This window comes from Azospirillum oleiclasticum (assembly GCF_013423485.1).
In the GTDB taxonomy this organism is placed as follows: Bacteria; Pseudomonadota; Alphaproteobacteria; order Azospirillales; family Azospirillaceae; genus Azospirillum; species Azospirillum oleiclasticum.
On record NZ_JABFFR010000005.1, the window covers coordinates 232,463 to 251,023 of the forward strand.

Annotated in this window: 18 protein-coding genes; 12 read left to right on the forward strand and 6 right to left on the reverse strand. The window is 69.4% G+C overall.

What is annotated here, in order from left to right; genetic code table 11:
* Nucleotides 1-6 precede the first annotated feature (6 nt).
* On the reverse strand, nt 7-1,959 hold the full coding sequence (locus HL658_RS37960) for an SGNH hydrolase domain-containing protein (protein ID WP_180281582.1): 1,953 nt from the start codon (nt 1,957-1,959) through the stop codon (nt 7-9).
* Between the two features lie 307 nt (nt 1,960-2,266).
* Here HL658_RS37960 and HL658_RS08870 point away from each other — a divergent pair, with 307 nt between their 5' ends.
* On the forward strand, nt 2,267-4,867 hold the full coding sequence (locus HL658_RS08870) for a PAS domain-containing protein (RefSeq protein ID WP_180281583.1): 2,601 nt from the start codon (nt 2,267-2,269) through the stop codon (nt 4,865-4,867).
* Nucleotides 4,868-4,903: 36 nt separating this feature from the next.
* On the opposite strand, the gene HL658_RS08875 is transcribed toward HL658_RS08870, so the two are convergent.
* The 3 genes from HL658_RS08875 to HL658_RS08885 are packed head-to-tail and all read right to left on the reverse strand — an operon-like array spanning nt 4,904 to nt 7,867.
* Complete coding sequence (locus tag HL658_RS08875) at nt 4,904-5,749, reverse strand: phytanoyl-CoA dioxygenase family protein (protein WP_180281584.1); 846 nt, start codon at nt 5,747-5,749, stop codon at nt 4,904-4,906.
* Nucleotides 5,750-5,759: 10 nt separating this feature from the next.
* Entirely contained in the window at nt 5,760-7,127 is a 1,368-nt protein-coding gene (locus tag HL658_RS08880; protein ID WP_180281585.1) for an MATE family efflux transporter, read from the reverse strand.
* Nucleotides 7,128-7,129: 2 nt separating this feature from the next.
* On the reverse strand, nt 7,130-7,867 hold the full coding sequence (locus tag HL658_RS08885; RefSeq protein WP_180281586.1) for an aldolase: 738 nt from the start codon (nt 7,865-7,867) through the stop codon (nt 7,130-7,132).
* 216 nt (nt 7,868-8,083) lie between these two features.
* Here HL658_RS08885 and HL658_RS08890 point away from each other — a divergent pair, with 216 nt between their 5' ends.
* Nucleotides 8,084-8,971, forward strand: a complete 888-nt coding sequence (locus HL658_RS08890) for a TauD/TfdA dioxygenase family protein (protein WP_180281587.1) — start codon at nt 8,084-8,086, stop codon at nt 8,969-8,971.
* A gap of 63 nt (nt 8,972-9,034) precedes the next feature.
* Here the strand turns inward: HL658_RS08890 and HL658_RS08895 are convergent, their stop codons facing one another.
* A complete protein-coding gene (locus HL658_RS08895) occupies nt 9,035-9,964 on the reverse strand; it encodes an NAD(P)-dependent oxidoreductase (RefSeq protein ID WP_180281588.1) in 930 nt (309 codons plus the stop codon).
* Between the two features lie 269 nt (nt 9,965-10,233).
* On the opposite strand from HL658_RS08895, the gene HL658_RS08900 reads away from it, so the two are divergent.
* The 10 genes from HL658_RS08900 to HL658_RS08945 all read left to right on the forward strand — a co-directional run bounded on the left by HL658_RS08900 (nt 10,234) and on the right by HL658_RS08945 (nt 16,934).
* On the forward strand, nt 10,234-11,001 hold the full coding sequence (locus HL658_RS08900; RefSeq protein ID WP_180281589.1) for a class II aldolase/adducin family protein: 768 nt from the start codon (nt 10,234-10,236) through the stop codon (nt 10,999-11,001).
* The gene (locus HL658_RS08905) at nt 10,994-11,734 is read left to right on the forward strand and encodes a maleate cis-trans isomerase family protein (protein ID WP_180281590.1); all 741 of its coding nucleotides are present in this window, start codon (nt 10,994-10,996) and stop codon (nt 11,732-11,734) included. The genes HL658_RS08900 and HL658_RS08905 overlap by 8 nt, the downstream gene beginning before the upstream one ends.
* Entirely contained in the window at nt 11,731-12,603 is an 873-nt protein-coding gene (locus HL658_RS08910) for a TauD/TfdA dioxygenase family protein (protein WP_180281591.1), read from the forward strand. The genes HL658_RS08905 and HL658_RS08910 overlap by 4 nt, the downstream gene beginning before the upstream one ends.
* A gap of 67 nt (nt 12,604-12,670) precedes the next feature.
* Nucleotides 12,671-13,480, forward strand: a complete 810-nt coding sequence (locus HL658_RS08915; protein WP_180281592.1) for a transporter substrate-binding domain-containing protein — start codon at nt 12,671-12,673, stop codon at nt 13,478-13,480.
* A 59-nt stretch (nt 13,481-13,539) separates the two neighbouring features.
* Nucleotides 13,540-14,250, forward strand: a complete 711-nt coding sequence (locus HL658_RS08920; protein WP_180281593.1) for an ABC transporter permease subunit — start codon at nt 13,540-13,542, stop codon at nt 14,248-14,250.
* A 9-nt stretch (nt 14,251-14,259) separates the two neighbouring features.
* Nucleotides 14,260-15,045, forward strand: a complete 786-nt coding sequence (locus HL658_RS08925; protein ID WP_180281594.1) for an ABC transporter permease — start codon at nt 14,260-14,262, stop codon at nt 15,043-15,045.
* 29 nt (nt 15,046-15,074) lie between these two features.
* Nucleotides 15,075-15,824: an amino acid ABC transporter ATP-binding protein gene (locus HL658_RS08930; protein ID WP_180281595.1), complete on the forward strand. Its 750-nt coding sequence runs from the start codon at nt 15,075-15,077 to the stop codon at nt 15,822-15,824.
* An 81-nt stretch (nt 15,825-15,905) separates the two neighbouring features.
* The gene (locus tag HL658_RS08935; RefSeq protein ID WP_180281596.1) at nt 15,906-16,280 is read left to right on the forward strand and encodes a GFA family protein; all 375 of its coding nucleotides are present in this window, start codon (nt 15,906-15,908) and stop codon (nt 16,278-16,280) included.
* Between the two features lie 82 nt (nt 16,281-16,362).
* A complete protein-coding gene (locus HL658_RS08940; protein ID WP_180281597.1) occupies nt 16,363-16,632 on the forward strand; it encodes a type II toxin-antitoxin system ParD family antitoxin in 270 nt (89 codons plus the stop codon).
* Entirely contained in the window at nt 16,629-16,934 is a 306-nt protein-coding gene (locus HL658_RS08945; protein ID WP_180281598.1) for a type II toxin-antitoxin system RelE/ParE family toxin, read from the forward strand. Before HL658_RS08940 ends, HL658_RS08945 begins: the two co-directional genes overlap by 4 nt.
* A 42-nt stretch (nt 16,935-16,976) precedes the next feature.
* Here HL658_RS08945 and serA read toward each other — a convergent pair whose 3' ends face one another.
* Entirely contained in the window at nt 16,977-18,554 is a 1,578-nt protein-coding gene (serA, locus tag HL658_RS08950) for a phosphoglycerate dehydrogenase (protein WP_180281599.1), read from the reverse strand.
* Between the last annotated feature and the right edge of the window lie 7 nt (nt 18,555-18,561).

The following is an 18,561-nucleotide window of genomic DNA, read 5'->3' on the forward strand; positions in this document are numbered from 1 at the left end:
CACCCCTCACCGCGCCATCGCCACCGGCCCGCTGCCTTCGCGCAGGAAGCGGCGGATCGGGTCGGTGGCGAAGGCGAAGTTGGTGCGGGTGGGGTGGTTGCTGTCGAAATAGATGGGCAGGCCGTTGGCCGCCGCCTCGCAACGGCCGTCGGCGCACAGCGTTCGCCACAGGGTCAGTCGGGAGGCGAGGCGGTCCCGCACCGACTCCACGGCGGCGAAATAGTCGCGGTTCATGGCGTGGTATTCCTCCGCCGTGAAGCGCGGGTCGATGGGGCGGTTCCAGGCGAGGGCGGCGGCCAGGGCGCGCGGCGCGTTGACGCGCACGCCCGGCAGGCTGTCGGCCAGATGAACCCGGATGCCGCGGTCGGCCAGGGTGGTGACGGTGGAGACGAGGCCCCGGTTCAGCGCGGCCGCCGTCTGCTCGCGGTCGTGCCGGGTCGTCCGCACGTCCGCCTGGATGGTGTCGCGGTAGTAGCCTTCCCAGAAGGCGACCATGGCGACGTCGCGGATGCCGCCGCCCTCGACCAGCCGGGCCACCGCGTCGGCGAAGGCGCGGCACGGCCCGGCATAGCCGACGCGGGTGATCCCGAACAGCGGCGCGCAGCCGTCGTAGCTCGCCACCACCGCGCGGACGCCAAGGCTGCGGAACGCCTCGTCGTAGAGGTGCTGCATCGCCCAGGCGTGCGAATCGCCCCACAGCAGCCAGGTCTCCGGCGCGCCGTCCGCGCCGATGATGCAGAGCCGGCCGGCCGCCACGTCCTCGGGGGGGCGGCTGTGGCAGGGCAGCAGCGCGTCGTTGCGGTTGCCGCTCATGGCGTCCACGGCGACCACCTGCGGGCTGAAGCGGCTTTCCCAGCCGCCGGTGACGTGCCCGGCCGCCCCCACCGCGATGAACAGCACGGCCGCCACCGAGGCGAAGCCGAAGGCCCGCCGCCCGGCGATGGGAGAGCCGCCGCGGCGCAGCGGCGTTTCCACGAAGCGCCAGGACAGCACCGCCAGAACGACGCACACCGCCAGCGCCGCCGCCGTCTCCCCCGCACCCAGCGGCGCCATGGTGTGGTAGTTGGCGAAGACCAGCACCGGCCAGTGCCAGAGATAGAGCGAGTAGGAGATCAGCCCGACGAACACCAGTGGCCCCGTCGCCAGCAGGCGCGCGGTCAGAGTCGGGGCGGTCCCGGTGTGGATGACCAGCGCGGCCCCAAGGCAGGGGTACAGCGCGTTCAGGCCGGGGAAGGGGGTGTGGTCGCCGAAGGTGAGGACGCTCCACCCGATCAGCCCCAGCCCGAGCAGCCCGCCCAGCTCGTTCGCCAGCCGGCCGCGCAGCGCCGGCACCGCCCCCAGCGCCAGCAGCGAGCCGACCAGCAACTCCCACGCCCGCGTCGGCAGGAGGTAGAAGGCGGCGTCGGGCTTGTGGGCGACGCCGTACACCGACAGCGCCAGCGACAGCAGCGCCACCGGCAGCACCGCCGCCACCCAGCGCCCGCGGCCCCAGCGCAGCACCGCCATCAGGTAGAGCGGGAAGACCAGGTAGAACTGCTCCTCCACCGCCAGCGACCAGGTGTGCAGCAGCGGCTTCATCAACGCCTGGTCGTCGAAATAGCCGGACTGGCGCCAGAAGAAGATGTTCGACACCGACAGCACCGCCGCGGTCAGGCTGTTCGAGAATTCCTGGAAATCGACGGGCAGCAGCAGGATCGAGGCGGCCACGCCGCTGACCAGCAGCATGACCAGCAGCGCCGGCAGGATGCGGCGGATGCGCCGCTCGTAGAAACCGGCGAGCGAAAAGCGCCCCTGCCGCATCTCCTCGGCGATCAGCGCCGTGATGAGGTAGCCGGAGATGACGAAGAACACATCCACGCCGACGAATCCGCCGCCGACGCCCGGGATCTCGGCGTGAAACAGGAGCACGGGAATGATCGAGACGGCACGCAGGCCGTCGATGTCGCTGCGATGCTTCACCGTTCACCTCGGTCACTGATCGAATGCGGGACAGAAAGGAGAAGTGCGGTGCCGATGCCGTATCGCTTCACGAGAATCGCCGCTCCGCTGGTCATGGTGACGTGCTCGCTGCTCGAAGTCGCCGGGCAGCATAGCGGCCGGCGGGCACGGCCGCCCGTGCTTGAACGGCGATGCGGCACGATGCTTGGGGTTACACGGATCAGCCGACTGCTTAAGCCGGCGACCTATGCACCCGGAGTCATATGCCAAAAGCTCGCGCGCGCAGGGGGAGGTTTGGAGATACAACCAGTGGGGGCTGGAGGCATGCATGGGGCTGTTCGGACGGCTGGTTGTCCTGGTGGCGGTCGCCGTGGCTCCGGCCGTCGCCATCCAGGCCATGAACGAGATCGACCTGCGGCGCGAGCGGCAGGCGGAAATCCATGGCGTGGCCGTACGCCTCGGACGCCTCGCCGCGTCCGAACTGGACCGCATCATCGACGGAACGCGGCTGCTGCTGGGCGCGGTGCTGGAGGGGCCGTCCGTCCGGACCATGGATTCGGCGCGCTGTTCGGCGTACCTCGCCGATCTCCAGGCGCGCTTTCCCCAATACCTGCGGCTGGGTGTCTTCCGGGCGGACGGAACGGCGATCTGCGCCTCCCGGCCGGTTCCGCCGGGATTCGACATCACCGCCCAGGCGCATTTCCAGGAGACGCTGCAGACCGGTGAGTTCGCGATCGGCACCTACCAGTTCGCCGAGCGGCTGAACCGGCATGCGTTGCCGATGGCTCTGGCGGCGCACGACGACGCCGGGCGTGTGATCGCCGTCGGCACCGCGGCACTCGACCTCGGCTGGCTGACCGATCAATTGGAAAAACGGTCGCTGCCGACCGGCGGCTCGCTGACCATCGCGGACCGCGAGGACACGGTGATCGCGCGCACCCCCTTCCCGGAGCGTTTCATCGGCAGCAGCATTCCGAACACCTTCATCCATCTGCTGCACGCCCCCGACATCGGGTCGCTGGAGATGCAGAGCCAGGACGGCACGCGGCGGGTGCTGGGCTATGTGCCGCTGACTTTTGGGCCGCGCGAACTGTATGTCAGCGCCGGCGTTTCCACCGAGCACGAGTTCGAGGCGATCGACCGCGCCACCCAACGCGGGGTCGTGCTGATCGCGGTCGGGGCCACGCTGGCCCTGCTCGCCGCCTTCATCGGCGGACGGCTGTTCCTGATGAACCCGATCCTGCGCATCCTCACCGCCGCCAACCGGCTGCGCGACGGCGACAGTGGCGCCCGCACCGGGTTGACCGACGGAACCACCGAGCTGGGGCGGCTCGGGCTGGCCTTCGACGCCATGGCCGACGGGCTGGAGCGGCGCTCCGCCGACCTGCGGGAGGCCCAGGGACGGTTGCTGAAGCACGAGCGGGACTTCTCCCGCTTCCTGGTGGAAAGCTCGACCGACGGCATCCTGGCCTATGACCGGGACGGGCGGGTGACGCTGTGGAACCCGGCGGTCGCCGCGGTGACCGGTCTGGCGGAGGGCGACGCGCTGGGCCGGCATCTGCTCGACCTCTACCCCACCGGCCGCGGCGACGATCTGGAAGCCGCCATGGCGGCGGCGCTGTCCGGGCGCCCGCACGCCATCCCCAGCGCCCCCTACCACCCCGAGACCGGGCGCGAGGGGACGGTGGAGACGCAGCACAGCCCGCTGCTGGACGAGGACGGACGGGTGATCGGCGGCATCGCCTTCCTGCGCGACACCACCGAGCGCGAACGCATCGCCGCGCGCCTGCGCGAGACGCAGAAGCTGGAAATCCTCGGCCAGCTCACCGGCGGCGTCGCGCACGACTTCAACAATCTGCTCACCGCGATCATCGGCAGCGTCGAGATCGCCAAGCGCAACCCGCAGGACCACGAAAAGGCCGCCCGTTTCCTGGACAACGCCATCACCGCGTCGGAGCGCGGCGCCCGGCTGGTGCAGCAGCTCCTGGCCTTCGCACGGCGCCAGCATCTGCAGGCGGCGCCGACCGATGTCGGGGACCTGCTGACCGGGATGGAGGACTTGCTGGAGCGCAGCGTCGGCCCCCAGGTGAGCATCGAGCGGATCGTCCCGGCGGACCTGCCGCCGGCGCTGGCCGACCCAACCCAGCTCGAACTCGGCATCCTCAATCTGGCGATCAACGCGCGCGACGCCATGCCGGAGGGCGGGCGGCTGACCATCGTCGCCGGTCTGGTCGGCGTGGCAAACGACGGCGACGATACCGGCGCCGACCTGCCGGCCGGCGACTATCTGTGCATCACCGTGACGGACACGGGGGAGGGCATTCCGCCGGCGCTGCTCGACCGCATCGTCGAACCCTTCTTCACCACCAAGCCCGTGGGCAAGGGCAGCGGGCTCGGCCTCAGCCAAGTGCAGGGTTTCGCCAAGCAGTCGGGCGGCGGCATGCGCATCGAGAGCCGGGTCGGGGTCGGCACCACGGTCCATCTCTACCTGCCCCGCGCCACGAGCGCCGTGGCCCCCGCCCGCGCGCCGGTGCGCCCGCGGGCGGCGCGCAACCGGTCCAGCGCCCTGATCCTGCTGGTGGACGACCAGCCGGAGGTGCTGGCCGGCCTCGCCGGCACGCTGCGCGACGCCGGGCATCGGGTGGTGGAGGTGGCCGGCGGCGAGGAGGCGCTGGCCCGCATCGCCGCCGACGGGCCGCCCGACCTGCTGCTCACCGATCAGGCGATGCCCGGCATGAGCGGCGCCGAGCTGATCCGGCGGGCCCGTGCGGAGCACCCGGCGCTGCGCGCGCTGTGCATGACCGGCTACGCCGAGGGGCAGGATTCGCCGACCCTGCCGGACGGTGTCCGTGTCCTGCACAAGCCCTTCGACACTGCCACCCTGCTCGCCGCGATCGACGCGGAGCTGGGTGTCGCGGTGTCGGTGTGAGCCCGGCGGGGTGACCGCCGGGGGTGGCCGCATCCGTCAGTAGGGCCGGTCGGGGAAGGTCACCGTCTCGCCCGGCAGGCGCGGGCCCATCAGCACATTCTCGTGGTAGGTGCCAAGGATCTCGCGGCGGCGCAGCACGTTGCCCTCGGTCAGGCCGGGTTCGGGCACCGGCTCGTGGCCGAAATGGTTCCAGTGGTCCACCCCGCGCACGAGCTGGCCGGAGCCGCGCCCGACATTCTGCCGCGCCGCCGCCGGGGTGTAGTCGTAGAGCAGCGCCATCCGGCGGCTCTGGCTGAGGTTGGGGGCCGAGCCGTGCACGAGGTTGCTGTGGAAGATGGCGGCCTCCCCCGGCTCCAGCACGAGATCCACGGCCTGGCTCTCGTCCACGTCGATGACGCGGGCGACGAGGCGCTTGCGCTGCCCCGGCCCTTCGGTGAGGGAGAAGGGGCGCACCCGGTCCTGGGTGCCGGGGATGGCGCGCAGGCAGCCGTTCTCCGAGGTGGCCGGTGACAGGGCGACGTAACAGATGACGAAGGTGGGATCGACCTGGATGCGGGCGCTGTCCTGGTGCCAGCCGTAATCCACGGCAGAGCCGGGATTCTTGTTCCGGTAGACGCCGTTGGTCATCAGGATGTCGGGACCGATCAGGTCCTCCACCGCATCCAGCAGCCGCTCGTGGCGGCCGAGCTCGTAGACCCAGTCGAGCAGCAGGTTGCACTTGATGTCGAAGGCCCAGGACACGTCCTGCGGGCGTTCGGCCTCGAACGCTTCCGTCCTGGCGACGAGCTCCGCGACCTCCGCCGGCGTCAGCACCGGGATGCGGGTGACGAAGCCGTTCGCGTGGAAGCCGGCGATCTGCTCGTCGGTCAACAGCTTGCCCATTCCAATCTCCTTAACCCGTTTCGCCGGTCCGCAGCTCGCCCGTGGGGGCGAGGGGCCGGCTGGAAAGCCACAGGAAGCGCGCGAAGAGGAGGACGGTGGCGACGACGCTGGCGATGGCGATGGCGAGCACGAGGCCCATGGCCCCCAGCCCCGCCGCCACGCCGAGCAGCCAGCCCGCCGGCACCATCACGAAGACGTAGGAGAACAGGTGGCTGCTGGTGGGCAGCCACGCCTCGCCATAGGCGCGCAGCACGTTGGCGACCACCCGCTGCGCCCCGTCCACCAGATTGACGAAGCCGACGATCGCGACCAGCGGCAGCGCCACCGCCGCCAGCGCCGGGTCGTTGGTGTAGAAGCCGAGTGCGGCGGCCGGGAACACCGCCAGAAGCAGGGCGATGACGCCGGTGGCCCCGGCGAACACGCCGTAGCCGCTCCACGCCGCCGCCGCCATGCCGGCCGGGTCGCCGCGGCCGCGGGCGCGGGCCGCCAGCACCGCCGTGGCGCCGCCGACCCCGACCGCGATCATGAACAGCAGCATGTTGATGTTGATGGCGATGGTGTAGGCGGCCAGCTCCAGCGCGCCGAAACGGCCGGCGAAGACCGCCATCATGGAGAAGGAGCCGCTCTCGATCCCCATGCTCAGCCCCTCCGCCACCCCCAGCCGCCGCTGGCGCCGCCCGGCGGACCAGCGGTGGTCGGCCAGCCGCGGGCGGCCGAGCGCCCGGCGCTCCGGCAGGATGCGGACGATGTAGGCGACGATGGCGACGGCGATGCACACCCGCACCGCCAGCGTGCCCAGCGCCGCCCCCTCCGCCCCCAGGGCCGGCAGGCCGAAGGGGCCGAAGACCAGCAGCCAGTCGAGCAGCAGGTTGGCGAGGTTGGCGCCCAGCATGATCCACACCGCCACGAAAGGCCGCCCCATGGATTCCAGCAGCATGACGCTGGCGATGTAGACCAGCATCGGCGGCAGCGACCAGCCGAGGATGCCGACGATGCCGCTCGCCTCCATCGCCAGATCGGGCGCCAGTCCGGTGGCGAGGAACAGGTCCCCCGCGAAGGCGCCGAGCCCCACCGCGATCAGTCCGATGGCGAACGCGTAACCGAGCGAGCGGCGCCAGATGGCGCCGGCGTCGGCCGGATCGCCGCGGCCGATGGCGGCGGAGATCTCGACCAGCCCGCCGGTCAGCAGGCCGAGTCCGACCGTCTGCGCCGTCTGCACGAACACCGATGCGAAGGCCAGCCCGGCAAGGTCGCCGGTGCCGAAATGGCCGACCATCATGTTGTCGACCACCAGCATCATCGTCAGCCCGATGCGGGCCGCGCTGATCGGCAGGGCGAGGCGGGCGAGTTCCAGAAGCCCGCCACCGGAAAACGGCAAGATCAGTCTCCGTAATAGGGCGTGTCGCGCGCCAGCACCCGCTCCAGCGCCGCGAAATGCAGGGCGGATTCCTTCTCCGCCAGCTCGGCGAACTGGCGCGCGGTGTGGACGGCCACGTCGCGCGGCACCTCGCGCACCGGCTTGCCGGTGGAGGCGGCGAGCACCTGCACCTGGCAGGAGCGTTCGAGGTAGTAGAGGTCGTGGAACGCCTCCGCCACCGTGCGGCCGTGCACCACCACGCCATGGTGGGCCAGGAACACGATGTCGCCGCCGTTGGCGCCGGTGGAGATGCGCGCCCCTTCCTCCGCGTCCATGGCGAGGCCGTTGTAGGCGTCGTCGTAGGTCACCCGGTCCCAGAAGCGCAGGGCGTTCTGGTGGGTGAAGAGCAGCCGCCCGTCCTCCACGCAGGTCAGCGCGGTGGCGTAGGGCATGTGGGTGTGGAAGATGGCCAGCGCGTCGGGGCGCGCCTTGTGCCCCTCGGTGTGGATGAAGAAGGCGGTCGGCTCGACCACGCCGTCGCCCGCCAGCAGCGTGCCGGCGCCGTCCACCATCAGCAGGCGGCTGGCGGTGATCTCCGACCAGTGCAGGCCCATGGGGTTGATCAGGTAAAGCTCCGCGTCGCCGGGGATGCGCACGCTGAAGTGGTTGCACACCCCCTCGTGCAGGTCGAAACGCTCCGCCAGACGCAGCGCCGCCGCGAGCTGGCGCCGGAGTTCCGCGATTTCCTGCGGGTTGGCCATACCGCCCTCCTGGTTGATAAAACGGCAAAGAGACTAAATAATAAGCTGGTCATCGGCGAGACCTGAGAGGATGGTAACAGCGTTTCGCAGCCGCATCAATGGCGGCTGTAGCGGCAATGTGGAAACTGTTCTTTGACGTTATTCAAACGATGTTGCAACGCTGGGCCGATCTGGCATTCTTGGGATTGACCATGGAGCTGCGTTGGGGACGACGTCATGACCAGCACGCCCGAATACCGACATCTGGAGTTGAAGCCGACCGGTGCCAGCTTCGGCATCGAGGTCACCAACATCGACCTCGCCCGCCCGCAGTCCGACGCGGTGTGGGAGGAGATCATCCGCGCCTATCTGGACCACCGCGTGATGGTGTTCCGCGGCCAGGAGCTGGAGCCGGAGCACATCGTCGCCGCCAGCAAGCGCTTCGGCTACACCGAGGCGCACATCGACAGCGGCTACCTGCTGGACGGCTATCCCGAGATCATCAAGATCGGGAACCTGAAGGTGGACGGCGTGATGCGGTCCCTGTTCGTCAACGCCCGGGAGGAGTGGCACTTCGACTACTCCTATGTGAAGACGCCGTCGATCGGCGCCCTGTTCTACGCGGTCGAGATCCCGCCCGAGGGCGGGGACACCCTGTTCGCCGACAGCACCGCCGCCTTCGACGCGCTCGACGACGCGGAGAAGGAGTGGCTGCGTCCCCTGGTGGCCGTGCATTCCTGGGAGGAGCTGCACCGCCAGCTCGAGGCGATGGACCCCACCCGCAAGCCGCTGTCCGCCGCCGCCAAGGCCAAATACCCGCCGGTGCGCCAGCCGCTCGTCCACAAGCACCCGGACACCGGCCGCGAATCCCTGTGGCTCTGCCCGCAGGTGATCCTGGAGATCGAGGGGATGGAACGGGAGGAGACCCGCGCCCTCGTCGACCGGCTCCAGGCCCACACCATCTCGGCGCCCTTCCACCTCCGCCACAAATGGCGCAAGGGCGACCTCGTGGTCTGGGACAACCGGGCGGTGCTGCACACCGCCACGGTGTTCGACTACGAACGCCACCTGCGCCTGCTCTACCGCACCACCATCCTGGCCGAGGCGCCGGCGGCGGCGGCGTAACACGCTGGCCCCCACCCGGCCGCGCGAGCGGCCGGGTGGGGGCCCGCCGCGACCGCCCCCGCCTCAATACCCCCGCGTCGGGTCTACCATGTTGAGCAGCGGCTTGCCGGCCAGCGCGCGTTCGTAGTTCTCGATCAGCGTCGGTGCCGCGGTCTTCGGCGAGATGCCGCCGGCAACGTGCGGCGTCACCAGGATCTGCGGCAGCTCGTAGAAGGGGTGGTCCTCCGGCAACGGCTCCTTGGCGAAGACGTCCAGCGTCGCCCCGGCGATGTGGCCGTTGCGGACGGCCTCGGCGAGGTCCGGCTCCACCACATGGCCGCCGCGGCCGATGTTGATCACATAGCTGCCGGCGGGCATGGCGGCCAGCGTGTCCTTGTTGAGGATCCCGGCGGTCTGCGGGGTCAGCGCCAGCACGCAGACGAAGGCGCGGGCGGATGCCAGGAAGGGCGGCAGGCCCTCGTCACCGGCGTAGACCTCCACCCCGTCGGTCGGGCGCGGGGTGCGCGACCAGCCGGTGACCGGGAAGCCCACGGCGCGCAGCCGCGCGGCGACGGCACCGCCCAGCACGCCCAGCCCCAGCACGCCGACCGGGAAGTCGGCCTTGTGCGGCGGCTCCTCGTGCTGCCAGTGGCGGGCGCGGGTGTTGCGCTCGAAACGGTCGAGGCCGCGGAAATGGCGGTAGACGGCGGCGACCGCGTAATCGACCATCGACTCCGTCAGGCTGGGATCGATCATGCGGGCCAACGGCACCGGCGGCAGGGCCGACAGGTCGAGCTGGTTGATGCCCGCCCCCAGCGTCTGGATGCCCTTCAGGTTGGTGTAGGCGCCGAGCCCGCCCGGCGGCGGCTTCCACAGCAGCGCGAACTCGAACTCCGCCGGGTCGGTGGCGTCCGGCCAATTCACGATGTCCAGGTCCGGCCGCAGGGCGCGCACCGCCTTGCCCCACCCGATGGGATCGTCGATGTCGCTGGAAAACAGGATCTTCCGCACCACGCCCGCACCTCCCTCCGTCGTCGTCCCGTCCGAAAATCGCAGCACCGCCGCCCGCGGCGTTTACAAATTTTTCAAACTGATCTTTGGCTGAATGGAAAGCACATTTATTGAGCGTGTCAACCCCAAGTCCTCCGCCAAGATGCGCAGCGAACAGGCAGCAAAGCATCGTTTTTAATCAGTTGCCGCCAAGTTGACAGCGCGTCCCGCCGTCAGTGTAATCGAAGGCGGCTGCGGCCCCCGATAAAACCGATGGGAGTAGGGACGGCGTCATGACGACGATCCTGGAGACGGGCCGGGTGCATTCCGGGCCGCAAGAGACGGTTCGTACCGATTTGTCCGTCGCACACAGGGTTGCGGAGCGTTTCGGGATGACGGACCTGATCTACACCCACTTCTCCGCGCGCGATCCTTTGGACGAGGATCTGTTTTACATCACGCCCTACGGGCATCTCTTCCACGAGATCGACCACGACACCCTCTCCCGGATCCGCATGGCCGACGACGGGATGGTGGTGGAGGGGCGGCTGAATCCGGCGGGTGCGGTGATCCACGAGGCGGTCTACGCCGCCCGCCCCGACGTCGGCGCCATCTGCCACACCCACACGCGGGCCGGCGTGGCCGTGTCCTGCCTGAAGGACGGGCTGCTGCCGATCAGCCAGTTCTCGCTGCGCTTCCACGGCCGCGTCGGCTACCACGACTACGAGGGCGCCACGCTGGTGCCGGGCGAGCGCACCCGGTTGCAGGAGAGCGTGGCCGGCGTCGACGTGGTGATCCTGCGCAACCACGGGCTTCTGACCATGGGCCGCAGCATCCGCGAGGCGCTGTCGCGCATGTATTTCCTGGAGCGCGCCTGCCAGGTGCAGATCGACGCGCTCGCCACCGGCCGCGACCTCGTCGTTCCGACCGAGGAGATCGCCGCGGTCACCCGTGACCAGTACGCCGGCTTCGGCGAGGAGGACATGGAGGAGCGTATGGACCTGGAATGGGCCGCCCTCTGCCGCCTCGCCGCCTCGCAGGGAGGGTATCGCCATGCATGATCACGTCGGCTGGCGCGCGCGCCTCGGCCTCGTCTACATGGCCTCCAGCATCGTCATGGAACCGGAATGCTACGCCATGGCGCCGGAGGGGGTGTCGATCCACACCGCGCGCATGCATCTGCCGGCGGTGACCGCCGACGGGCTGCGGGCGATGATGGACCATGGGCCGCTGGAGGACGCGGCGCGGCTGCTGGGCTACGCCCCACTCGACGCCGCGGTGTTCGGCGGCACCAGCGCCAGCTTCCTGGAGGGGCTGCGCTACGACCAGTCGGTGATCCAGCGCATGCGCGCCCTGATGGGGCCGATCCCGATAACCACCGCGTCCACCGCCGGGCTGGCGGCGCTCAAGGCCGTCGGCGCCAAGCGGATCACCTTCGTCGGTCCCTATGTGGAGGAGGTGACCGCCCGTGGCCGCGCCTTCTTCGAGGCGAACGGGGTCGGGGTGCTGGACGCGGTGGGGCTGGGCATCGCCGGTGACCACGCCATCGGCAGCGTGCCGCTGGAGGAGGTCTACCGCTTCGTCAAGCGCAGCGCCGTTCCCGGCTCCGACGCGGTGTTCATAAGCTGCACCAACTTCCGCACGGTGGGCGCCATCGCCACGCTGGAGCAGGATTTGGGCGTGCCGGTGGTCAGCGCCATCCAGGCGAGCTTCTGGCACGTGCTGCGGCTGGCCGGCGTGGCCGGCGGCAAGACGGAGTTCGGCAGCCTCTTCGCGCAGGGGCTGCCGCAATGACCGCCGTACCTTCACTCCGTCTCACCCCGCTGACCGACGCCGTCGGCGCCGAGGTGCACGACGTGGATCTGGCGGCAGAGCTCGATGATGGGCTGTTCGCCGCCATCGAGCGCGCCTTTCTCGACCATGGGCTGCTGCTGTTCCGCGGCCAGTCGCTGACGCCGGAACGCCATGTGGCGCTGAGCCGCCGCTTCGGCGGGCTGGAGCACCATGTGCAGAAGCGGTTCCTGTATCCCGGCCATCCCGAGATCCTGGTGATCGGCAACGACCACGCGCCGGACGGCACGCCGACGGGATACTTCATCCCTGGCGACGGCGACTGGCACACCGACATGTCCTATGTGGCGAGGCCCAGCCTGGGCTCGCTGTTCCACGCGGTCAAGGTGCCGCCCGAGGGCGGGGACACGGTGTTCGCCGGCGCCACCGCCGCGTACGACCGGCTGTCCGACGCCGACAAGGAGCGGCTGGCGCCGCTGCGCGCGGTGCACGACTACCCCTATTTCGACGCCAAGATGTGCGCCACGAACCCCCGCCGCACGCCGCTGGACGACGAGCAGCGGGCGCGGGTGCCGCCGGTGGCCCACCCGATCCTGCGCACCCACCCCGTGACCGGCCGCAAGGCCATCTATCTCAGCCCCGAGGTGATCAGCGGGGTGGTCGGGATGGAGGATTCGGCGGGCCGGGCGCTGTGCCAGGAGCTGGCCGACTACGCCACGTCGGAGCCCTTCCTCTACCGCCACCGCTGGCGGGCCGGGGATCTGGTGATCTGGGACAACCGCTGCACGCTGCACAAGGCGACACCCTACGACCATCACCGCCACGTCCGCACCATGCACCGCACCACGGTCTCGGGCGACGTGCCGTACTGACCACCGCCTACCCGCACGGGGGCTGTCCCGCGTGCCTTGAAACCTTGAACAGGAAGGGGTGCTTCCCATGCGCAACACGCTGTTCGCTCTCGCCGGTCTCGTCACCATGGCCACTCTGCCGGCGCTGGCCGCCGACAAGCTGGTCATCGGCAACGAAGGCACCTACCCGCCCTTCAGCATGGTCCAGCCCTCGGGCGAGCTGATCGGCATCGAGCCCGAGATGGCGCGCGAGATGTGCAAGCGGATGGGCGTCACCTGCGAGTTCGCGGTGATGGACTTCAAGGCGCTGATCCCGTCGCTGCTCCAGGGCAAGGTCGACGTCGTCGGCTCGCAGATCAAGCCGCTGGCCGAGCGCAAGGAGAAGGCGCTGTTCGGCATGCCCATCGTCTTCAACCACGACACCTACGTCGTGCCGAAGGCCAAGACCTACACCTTCACCAAGGAAGGTCTGAAGGGGGCGAAGATCGGCGTGCAGCGCGGCTCCTCCCAGGCCAAATACATCACCGAGACCTTCGGCGACGCGGTGAAGCCGGTGCTCTACGACAACCCCGACCAGATCCGGCTGGACCTGCTGAACGGCCGCGTCGACATGGCCTTCGGCGCCAAGCTGAACTGGACGGTCGAGCTGATCGACAAGCCGGAGGGCAAGGACTGGAAGCTGGCCGGCGGCGACGTGTGGACCGGCGACCCGTCGATGCCCGAGGCGGAGCGCGGCTCCTCCTGGATCGTGCGCAAGGGCGAGACAGCCCTGATCGCCAAGATGGACGCGACGCTCAAGGCGATGATCGCGGACTGCTCGGTGACCAAGATCCGCAAGAAGTACCTGTCCGTGCCGATCGTGCCGGGCGAGGAGGCCTGCGAGGCCAAGAGCGGCTGATGAATTCCCCCTCTCCCGCCTCCGGCGGGGGAGGGGATTGAAGCAAGCAGGAGTCGGGTGTGCTCGAACTGATTTCCTTCGGCGAGAAGGGTTACGGCTGGCTGCTGGTGCAGGGCGCCTGGATCACCCTGCAGCTGTCCTTCGTGGGCTTTGCGGCGGCGCTGGTGCTGGGCGTGCTGATCGCCATGGCGACGCTGGAGCGGCGGGGGCTGCGCTGGATGGCGTGGCGGGTCTACGCCTCCGTCTTCATGGGGGTGCCGTCGCTGCTGGTGATCTTCCTGCTGTTCTTCGGCGGGGCGGAGATCGTGCGGGGGCTGCTGGCGCCCTTCGGGATCAAGGCCAAGCTGGACATGACGCCCTTCACCGCCGGGGCGATCGGGCTCGCCATCGTCTATTCCGCCTACATGGCGGAGCTGGTGCGCGGCGCCATCCAGAACGTGCCGAAGGGCCAGCTCGAGAGTGCCGCGGCGCTGTGCATCCCGCGCACCCACATCTGGACCAAGGTGATCCTGCCGCAGGCCGCCCGCCTCGCCCTGCCGGGGCTGGTCAATCTGTGGATCATCCTGCTGAAGGATACGGCGCTCGTCTCGCTCGTCGGGCTCAACGACATCATCGCCCAGGCGAAGATCGCGGCGGGATCGACCAAGCAGCCCTTCGTCTTCTACACGGCCGCGGCCGTCTTCTTCATCCTCTTCGGCGCCGTCACGGTGCGTTACAGCCGGTACCTGCGCGAGCGGCTGGAGCGCGGGCAGCGCACCGCGCAAACCTGAGGTCCATCCATGTCCTTCGATTTCGCGCTCGCGTGGGAGAATCTGCCGGCCTTGCTGGCCGGGGCGGTGACCACGCTGTCCCTCACCTTTCCGGTGATGGCGCTGGCGGCGCTGATCTCCCTGCCCATGGTCCTGGCCCGGCTGTCGAAGAACCGCCTGCTGTCCGGTTTCGTGGTCCTCTATGTGGCGCTGTTCCGCGGGGCGCCGTCGCTGATCCTGCTGTACCTGATCTACAACGGCATGGCGCAGATGGACGCGGTGCGCGACGGGCCCTTCTGGTTCCTGTTCTCCAGCGCCTATTTCTGCGCGGTGGTGGGCTTCACGCTGAACCACTCCAGCTACGTCATCGAGATCCTGGCCGGTGGCCTGCGCGCCGTGCCGGCGGGTCTGGTGGAGGCGGCGCAGGCGCTGTCGCTGACGCCGCGGCAGGTCTTCCTGCGGGTCAAGCTGCCGCTCGCCATCCGCTACGGGCTGAAGGCCTACCAGAACGAGGTGCTGATCTTCATGAAGAGCACTTCGGCGGTCAGCGCCATCACACTGGTCGACCTGATGGCGGTCGCCAACGAGGTCTTCTACTTCACCTACGACCCCTTCACGCCGCTGCTGTCGGCGGCGGCGATCTATTGGGCTATGACCAACATCCTGCGGCTGGGCTTCGAGATGATCGACCGCCGCCTCAACCACTACCTGCACATCGCCGGGCTGTCCGACCGGGCAGGCGCGTCGGCCGCGGCGGCGGAGATCCCCGTCCGCCAGAACGGCCTGACCCGCATGTTCGCCCGCCTGCGCGTGTGACGACGAGGAACATCCCCGAGGAATTGCCCATGTCCGACCTGTCCGCCACCGTCGCCGTCAAGACCACCGCCGTGCGCAAGCGCTACGGCACCTTCGAGGCGCTGAAGGGCATCGACCTGGAGGTGCACAGCCGCGAGAAGATCGTGATCTGCGGCCCGTCCGGCTCCGGCAAATCCACCTTCATCCGCTGCATCAACGGGCTGGAGCGGCACGACGGCGGCACCATCACCGTCAACGGCATCACCCTGACCGACTCCCCCGGCAGCGTGCTGGACGTGCGGCGTGAGGTCGGCATGGTGTTCCAGCAGTTCAACCTGTTCCCGCACATGACCATCCTGGAGAACTGCATGATGGCCCCGCGCCTGGCGCTCGGCCTGAACCAGGAGCAGGCGCGCGAGCGGGCCATGAAGTATCTGACCCGCGTGCACATCGCCGATCAGGCGAAGAAGTACCCGAGCCAGCTTTCGGGCGGCCAGCAGCAGCGCGTCGCCATCGCCCGCGCGCTGTGCATGGAGCCGCGCATCATGCTGTTCGACGAGCCCACCTCGGCCCTGGATCCCGAGATGATCAAGGAGGTGCTGCAGGTGATGGAGGAGCTGGCGGCCGACGGCATGACCATGATCTGCGTGACCCACGAGATGGGCTTCGCCCGCACCATCGCCGACCGCTGCGTCTTCATGGACCGCGGCGAGGTGGTGGAGGTCGCCGATGCGGATCGCTTCTTCACCCAGCCCGACAGCGGGCGGCTCCAGGCGTTCCTCAAGCAGATCCTGCATTGACGGGGCTGTCCATCGCGGAACACCATCGCGCGGCGGGGCGTTGAACCGGCGCTGTCGACCGTTGGATGGTGGAGGTGCGGCATGGACCGTGTCACCGGTGGGTGCCGGTGCGGCAACGTGCGTTTCGTGGCGTCGGGGCGCCCGGACCGCGTCGGCGTCTGCCATTGTATGGACTGCCGCAAGCACCACGGCGCGCTGTTCTACGCCGCCGCCATCTTCCCGCAGGACGCCGTGACCATCGAGGGCGCGACCGCCGATTACGCCGGGCGCCATTTCTGCCCCCGCTGCGGCTCCCCCGTCTTCGCCCGCTTCGCCGACGAGATCGAGCTGCATCTGGGCGCGATGGACGAGCCCGACCGCTTCACCCCGACCTACGAATGCTGGACCATCCGGCGCGAATCCTGGCTGCCGGCGTTTCCGGGCACGACGCGGTACGAGCGGGACCGGGAGGGGTAGGGCTGGTCCGAGCCAACCAGTAGAATGGACAGCGGGTGGCTGGTTATGACACTGTCATACAGAAACCGTCGCGAGGATGGCCATGAGAACCAGCAAGCCGATCACGGTCACATTGGGTCCGCAACAGGCGAGTCTCAATGCCCGGCTCGAATCCGGGGCCTACGGTTCGGCGAGCGAGGTCCTGCGGGAGGCGTTGCGGGCGCTCGACCGGGAGGATGCGGCTTTGGACGAGGTGCTGCGCCGGAAGGTGCAGGCCGCACTCGCCGATCCGCGACCGAGCATCCCGGCGGACGAGGTGTTCGCCAGCCTTGAACAGGTCGCGCAGGAGTGGGAGAAGGGCGGGGGGAGATGACACGCCGGATTGTCTTCCGGCCGAGCGCCCAATCCGATCTGCTCGCGCTTTTCCAGTACATCGCCCGCGACTCCGGGGTGGCGCGCGCACGCGCCTACGTGGCCCGGATCAACGCCGCCTGTCAGTCCCTTGCCTTATTTCCGGAGCGGGGCACACGCCGCGACGACCTGTCGCCCGGCATGAGGACGATCGGGTTCGAGCGGCGGGTGACGATCGCGTTCCGGGTCATCGGGGATGCAGTGGAAATCCTCGCCGTCGCCTATGGCGGGCGCGCCTTCGAGGACGAGGTGCGGGACCAGTGACCCCCTCCCGCGTCCTGCGGGAGAGGGTCACGGCGGTCACGTTCAGAAGCGCAGCAGCTCCACCCGCACCACGCTCGGCAGGGCCGAGATGCGTTCCAGCAGGGGGCCGTCCACCGGCTGGTCGACGGACACCAGGCACACGGCATCCACGCCGGGGGCGACGCGGCCGAGGTGGAAGGAGGCGATGTTGACGCCGGCGTCGCCCAGCGCCACGCCCAGCCGGCCAATGAAGCCCGGCTTGTCCTCGTTGCGGATGTACAGCATGGTCGGCGTCAGCTCGGCTTCCACCGGCACCTCGTCGATGGCGACGAGGCGCGGCTTGTCGCCGCCGAACAGCGAGCCGGCGATGGTGCGGCTGCGCGATTCGGTCTGCACCGTCACCTTGATCAGCGTGTGGTAGTCGGCCGCCTCGCCGCGCTTCACCTCGCTGACCTTGATGTCGCGCTCGCGCGCGATGGTCGGCGCGTTGACCATGTTGACCGATTCCATCAGCGGGGTCAGCAGGCCCTTGAGCAGCACGGCGGTCAGCGGCCGGGTGTTGAGGTCGGCCACGTCGCCCTCGTACTCCACCGTCACCGCGCGGATGGACGAGCGCACCACCTGCCCCAGGAAGCCGCCGAGCTGTCCGCAGAGCGCCATGTAGGGCGTCAGCTTCGGCGCGTCCTCGGCGGAGACGGACGGCATGTTGATGGCGTTCACGATGGCGCCGGTCAGCAGATAGTCGGCCATCTGCTCGGCCACCTGCAACGCCACCTTCTCCTGCGCCTCGGTGGTGGACGCGCCGAGATGCGGCGTGCAGATCACCTGCTCCATGCCGAACAGGATGTTGGTCTTCGCCGGCTCCACCAGGAACACGTCGAAGGCGGCACCGGCCACTTGGCCGCTGTCGAGTGCGGCCTTCAGGTCCTCCTCGACCACCAGACCGCCGCGGGCGCAGTTGATGATGCGCACGCCGCGCTTGCACTTGGCGAGTGCCGCCGCGTCGATGATGTTGCGGGTCTGGTCGGTCAGCGGGGTGTGCAGGGTGATGAAGTCCGACCGCGCCAGCAGCGTGTCGAGGTCGGCCTTCTCCACGCCCAGATCGGCGGCGCGCTCCGGCGTCAGGAAGGGATCGAAGGCGACCACCTTCATCTTCAGCCCCAGCGCGCGGTCGGCGACGATGGAGCCGATGTTGCCGCAGCCGATCACGCCCAGCGTCTTGCCGGTCAGCTCCACGCCCATGAAGCGGTTCTTCTCCCACTTGCCGGCGTGGGTGGAGGCGTTGGCGGTGGGGATGTCGCGGGCCAGCGCCACCATCAGCGCGATGGCGTGCTCCGCCGTGGTGATGGAGTTGCCGAAGGGCGTGTTCATCACCACCACGCCGCGGGCGGTGGCGGCCGGCACATCGACGTTGTCCACACCGATGCCGGCGCGCCCGACCACCTTCAGGTTGGTGGCGGCGGCCAGGATGTCCTTCGTCACCTTGGTGGCGGAGCGGATGGCGAGGCCGTCGTAGCCGCCGACGATGGCGGCCAGCTCATCCGGCTTCAGGCCGGTGCGCACGTCGGTCTCGATGCCGCGCTCGCGGAAGATCTCCACGGCGCGCGGGCTCAGGCTGTCCGAAATCAGGACCTTGGGCATGTGCGTG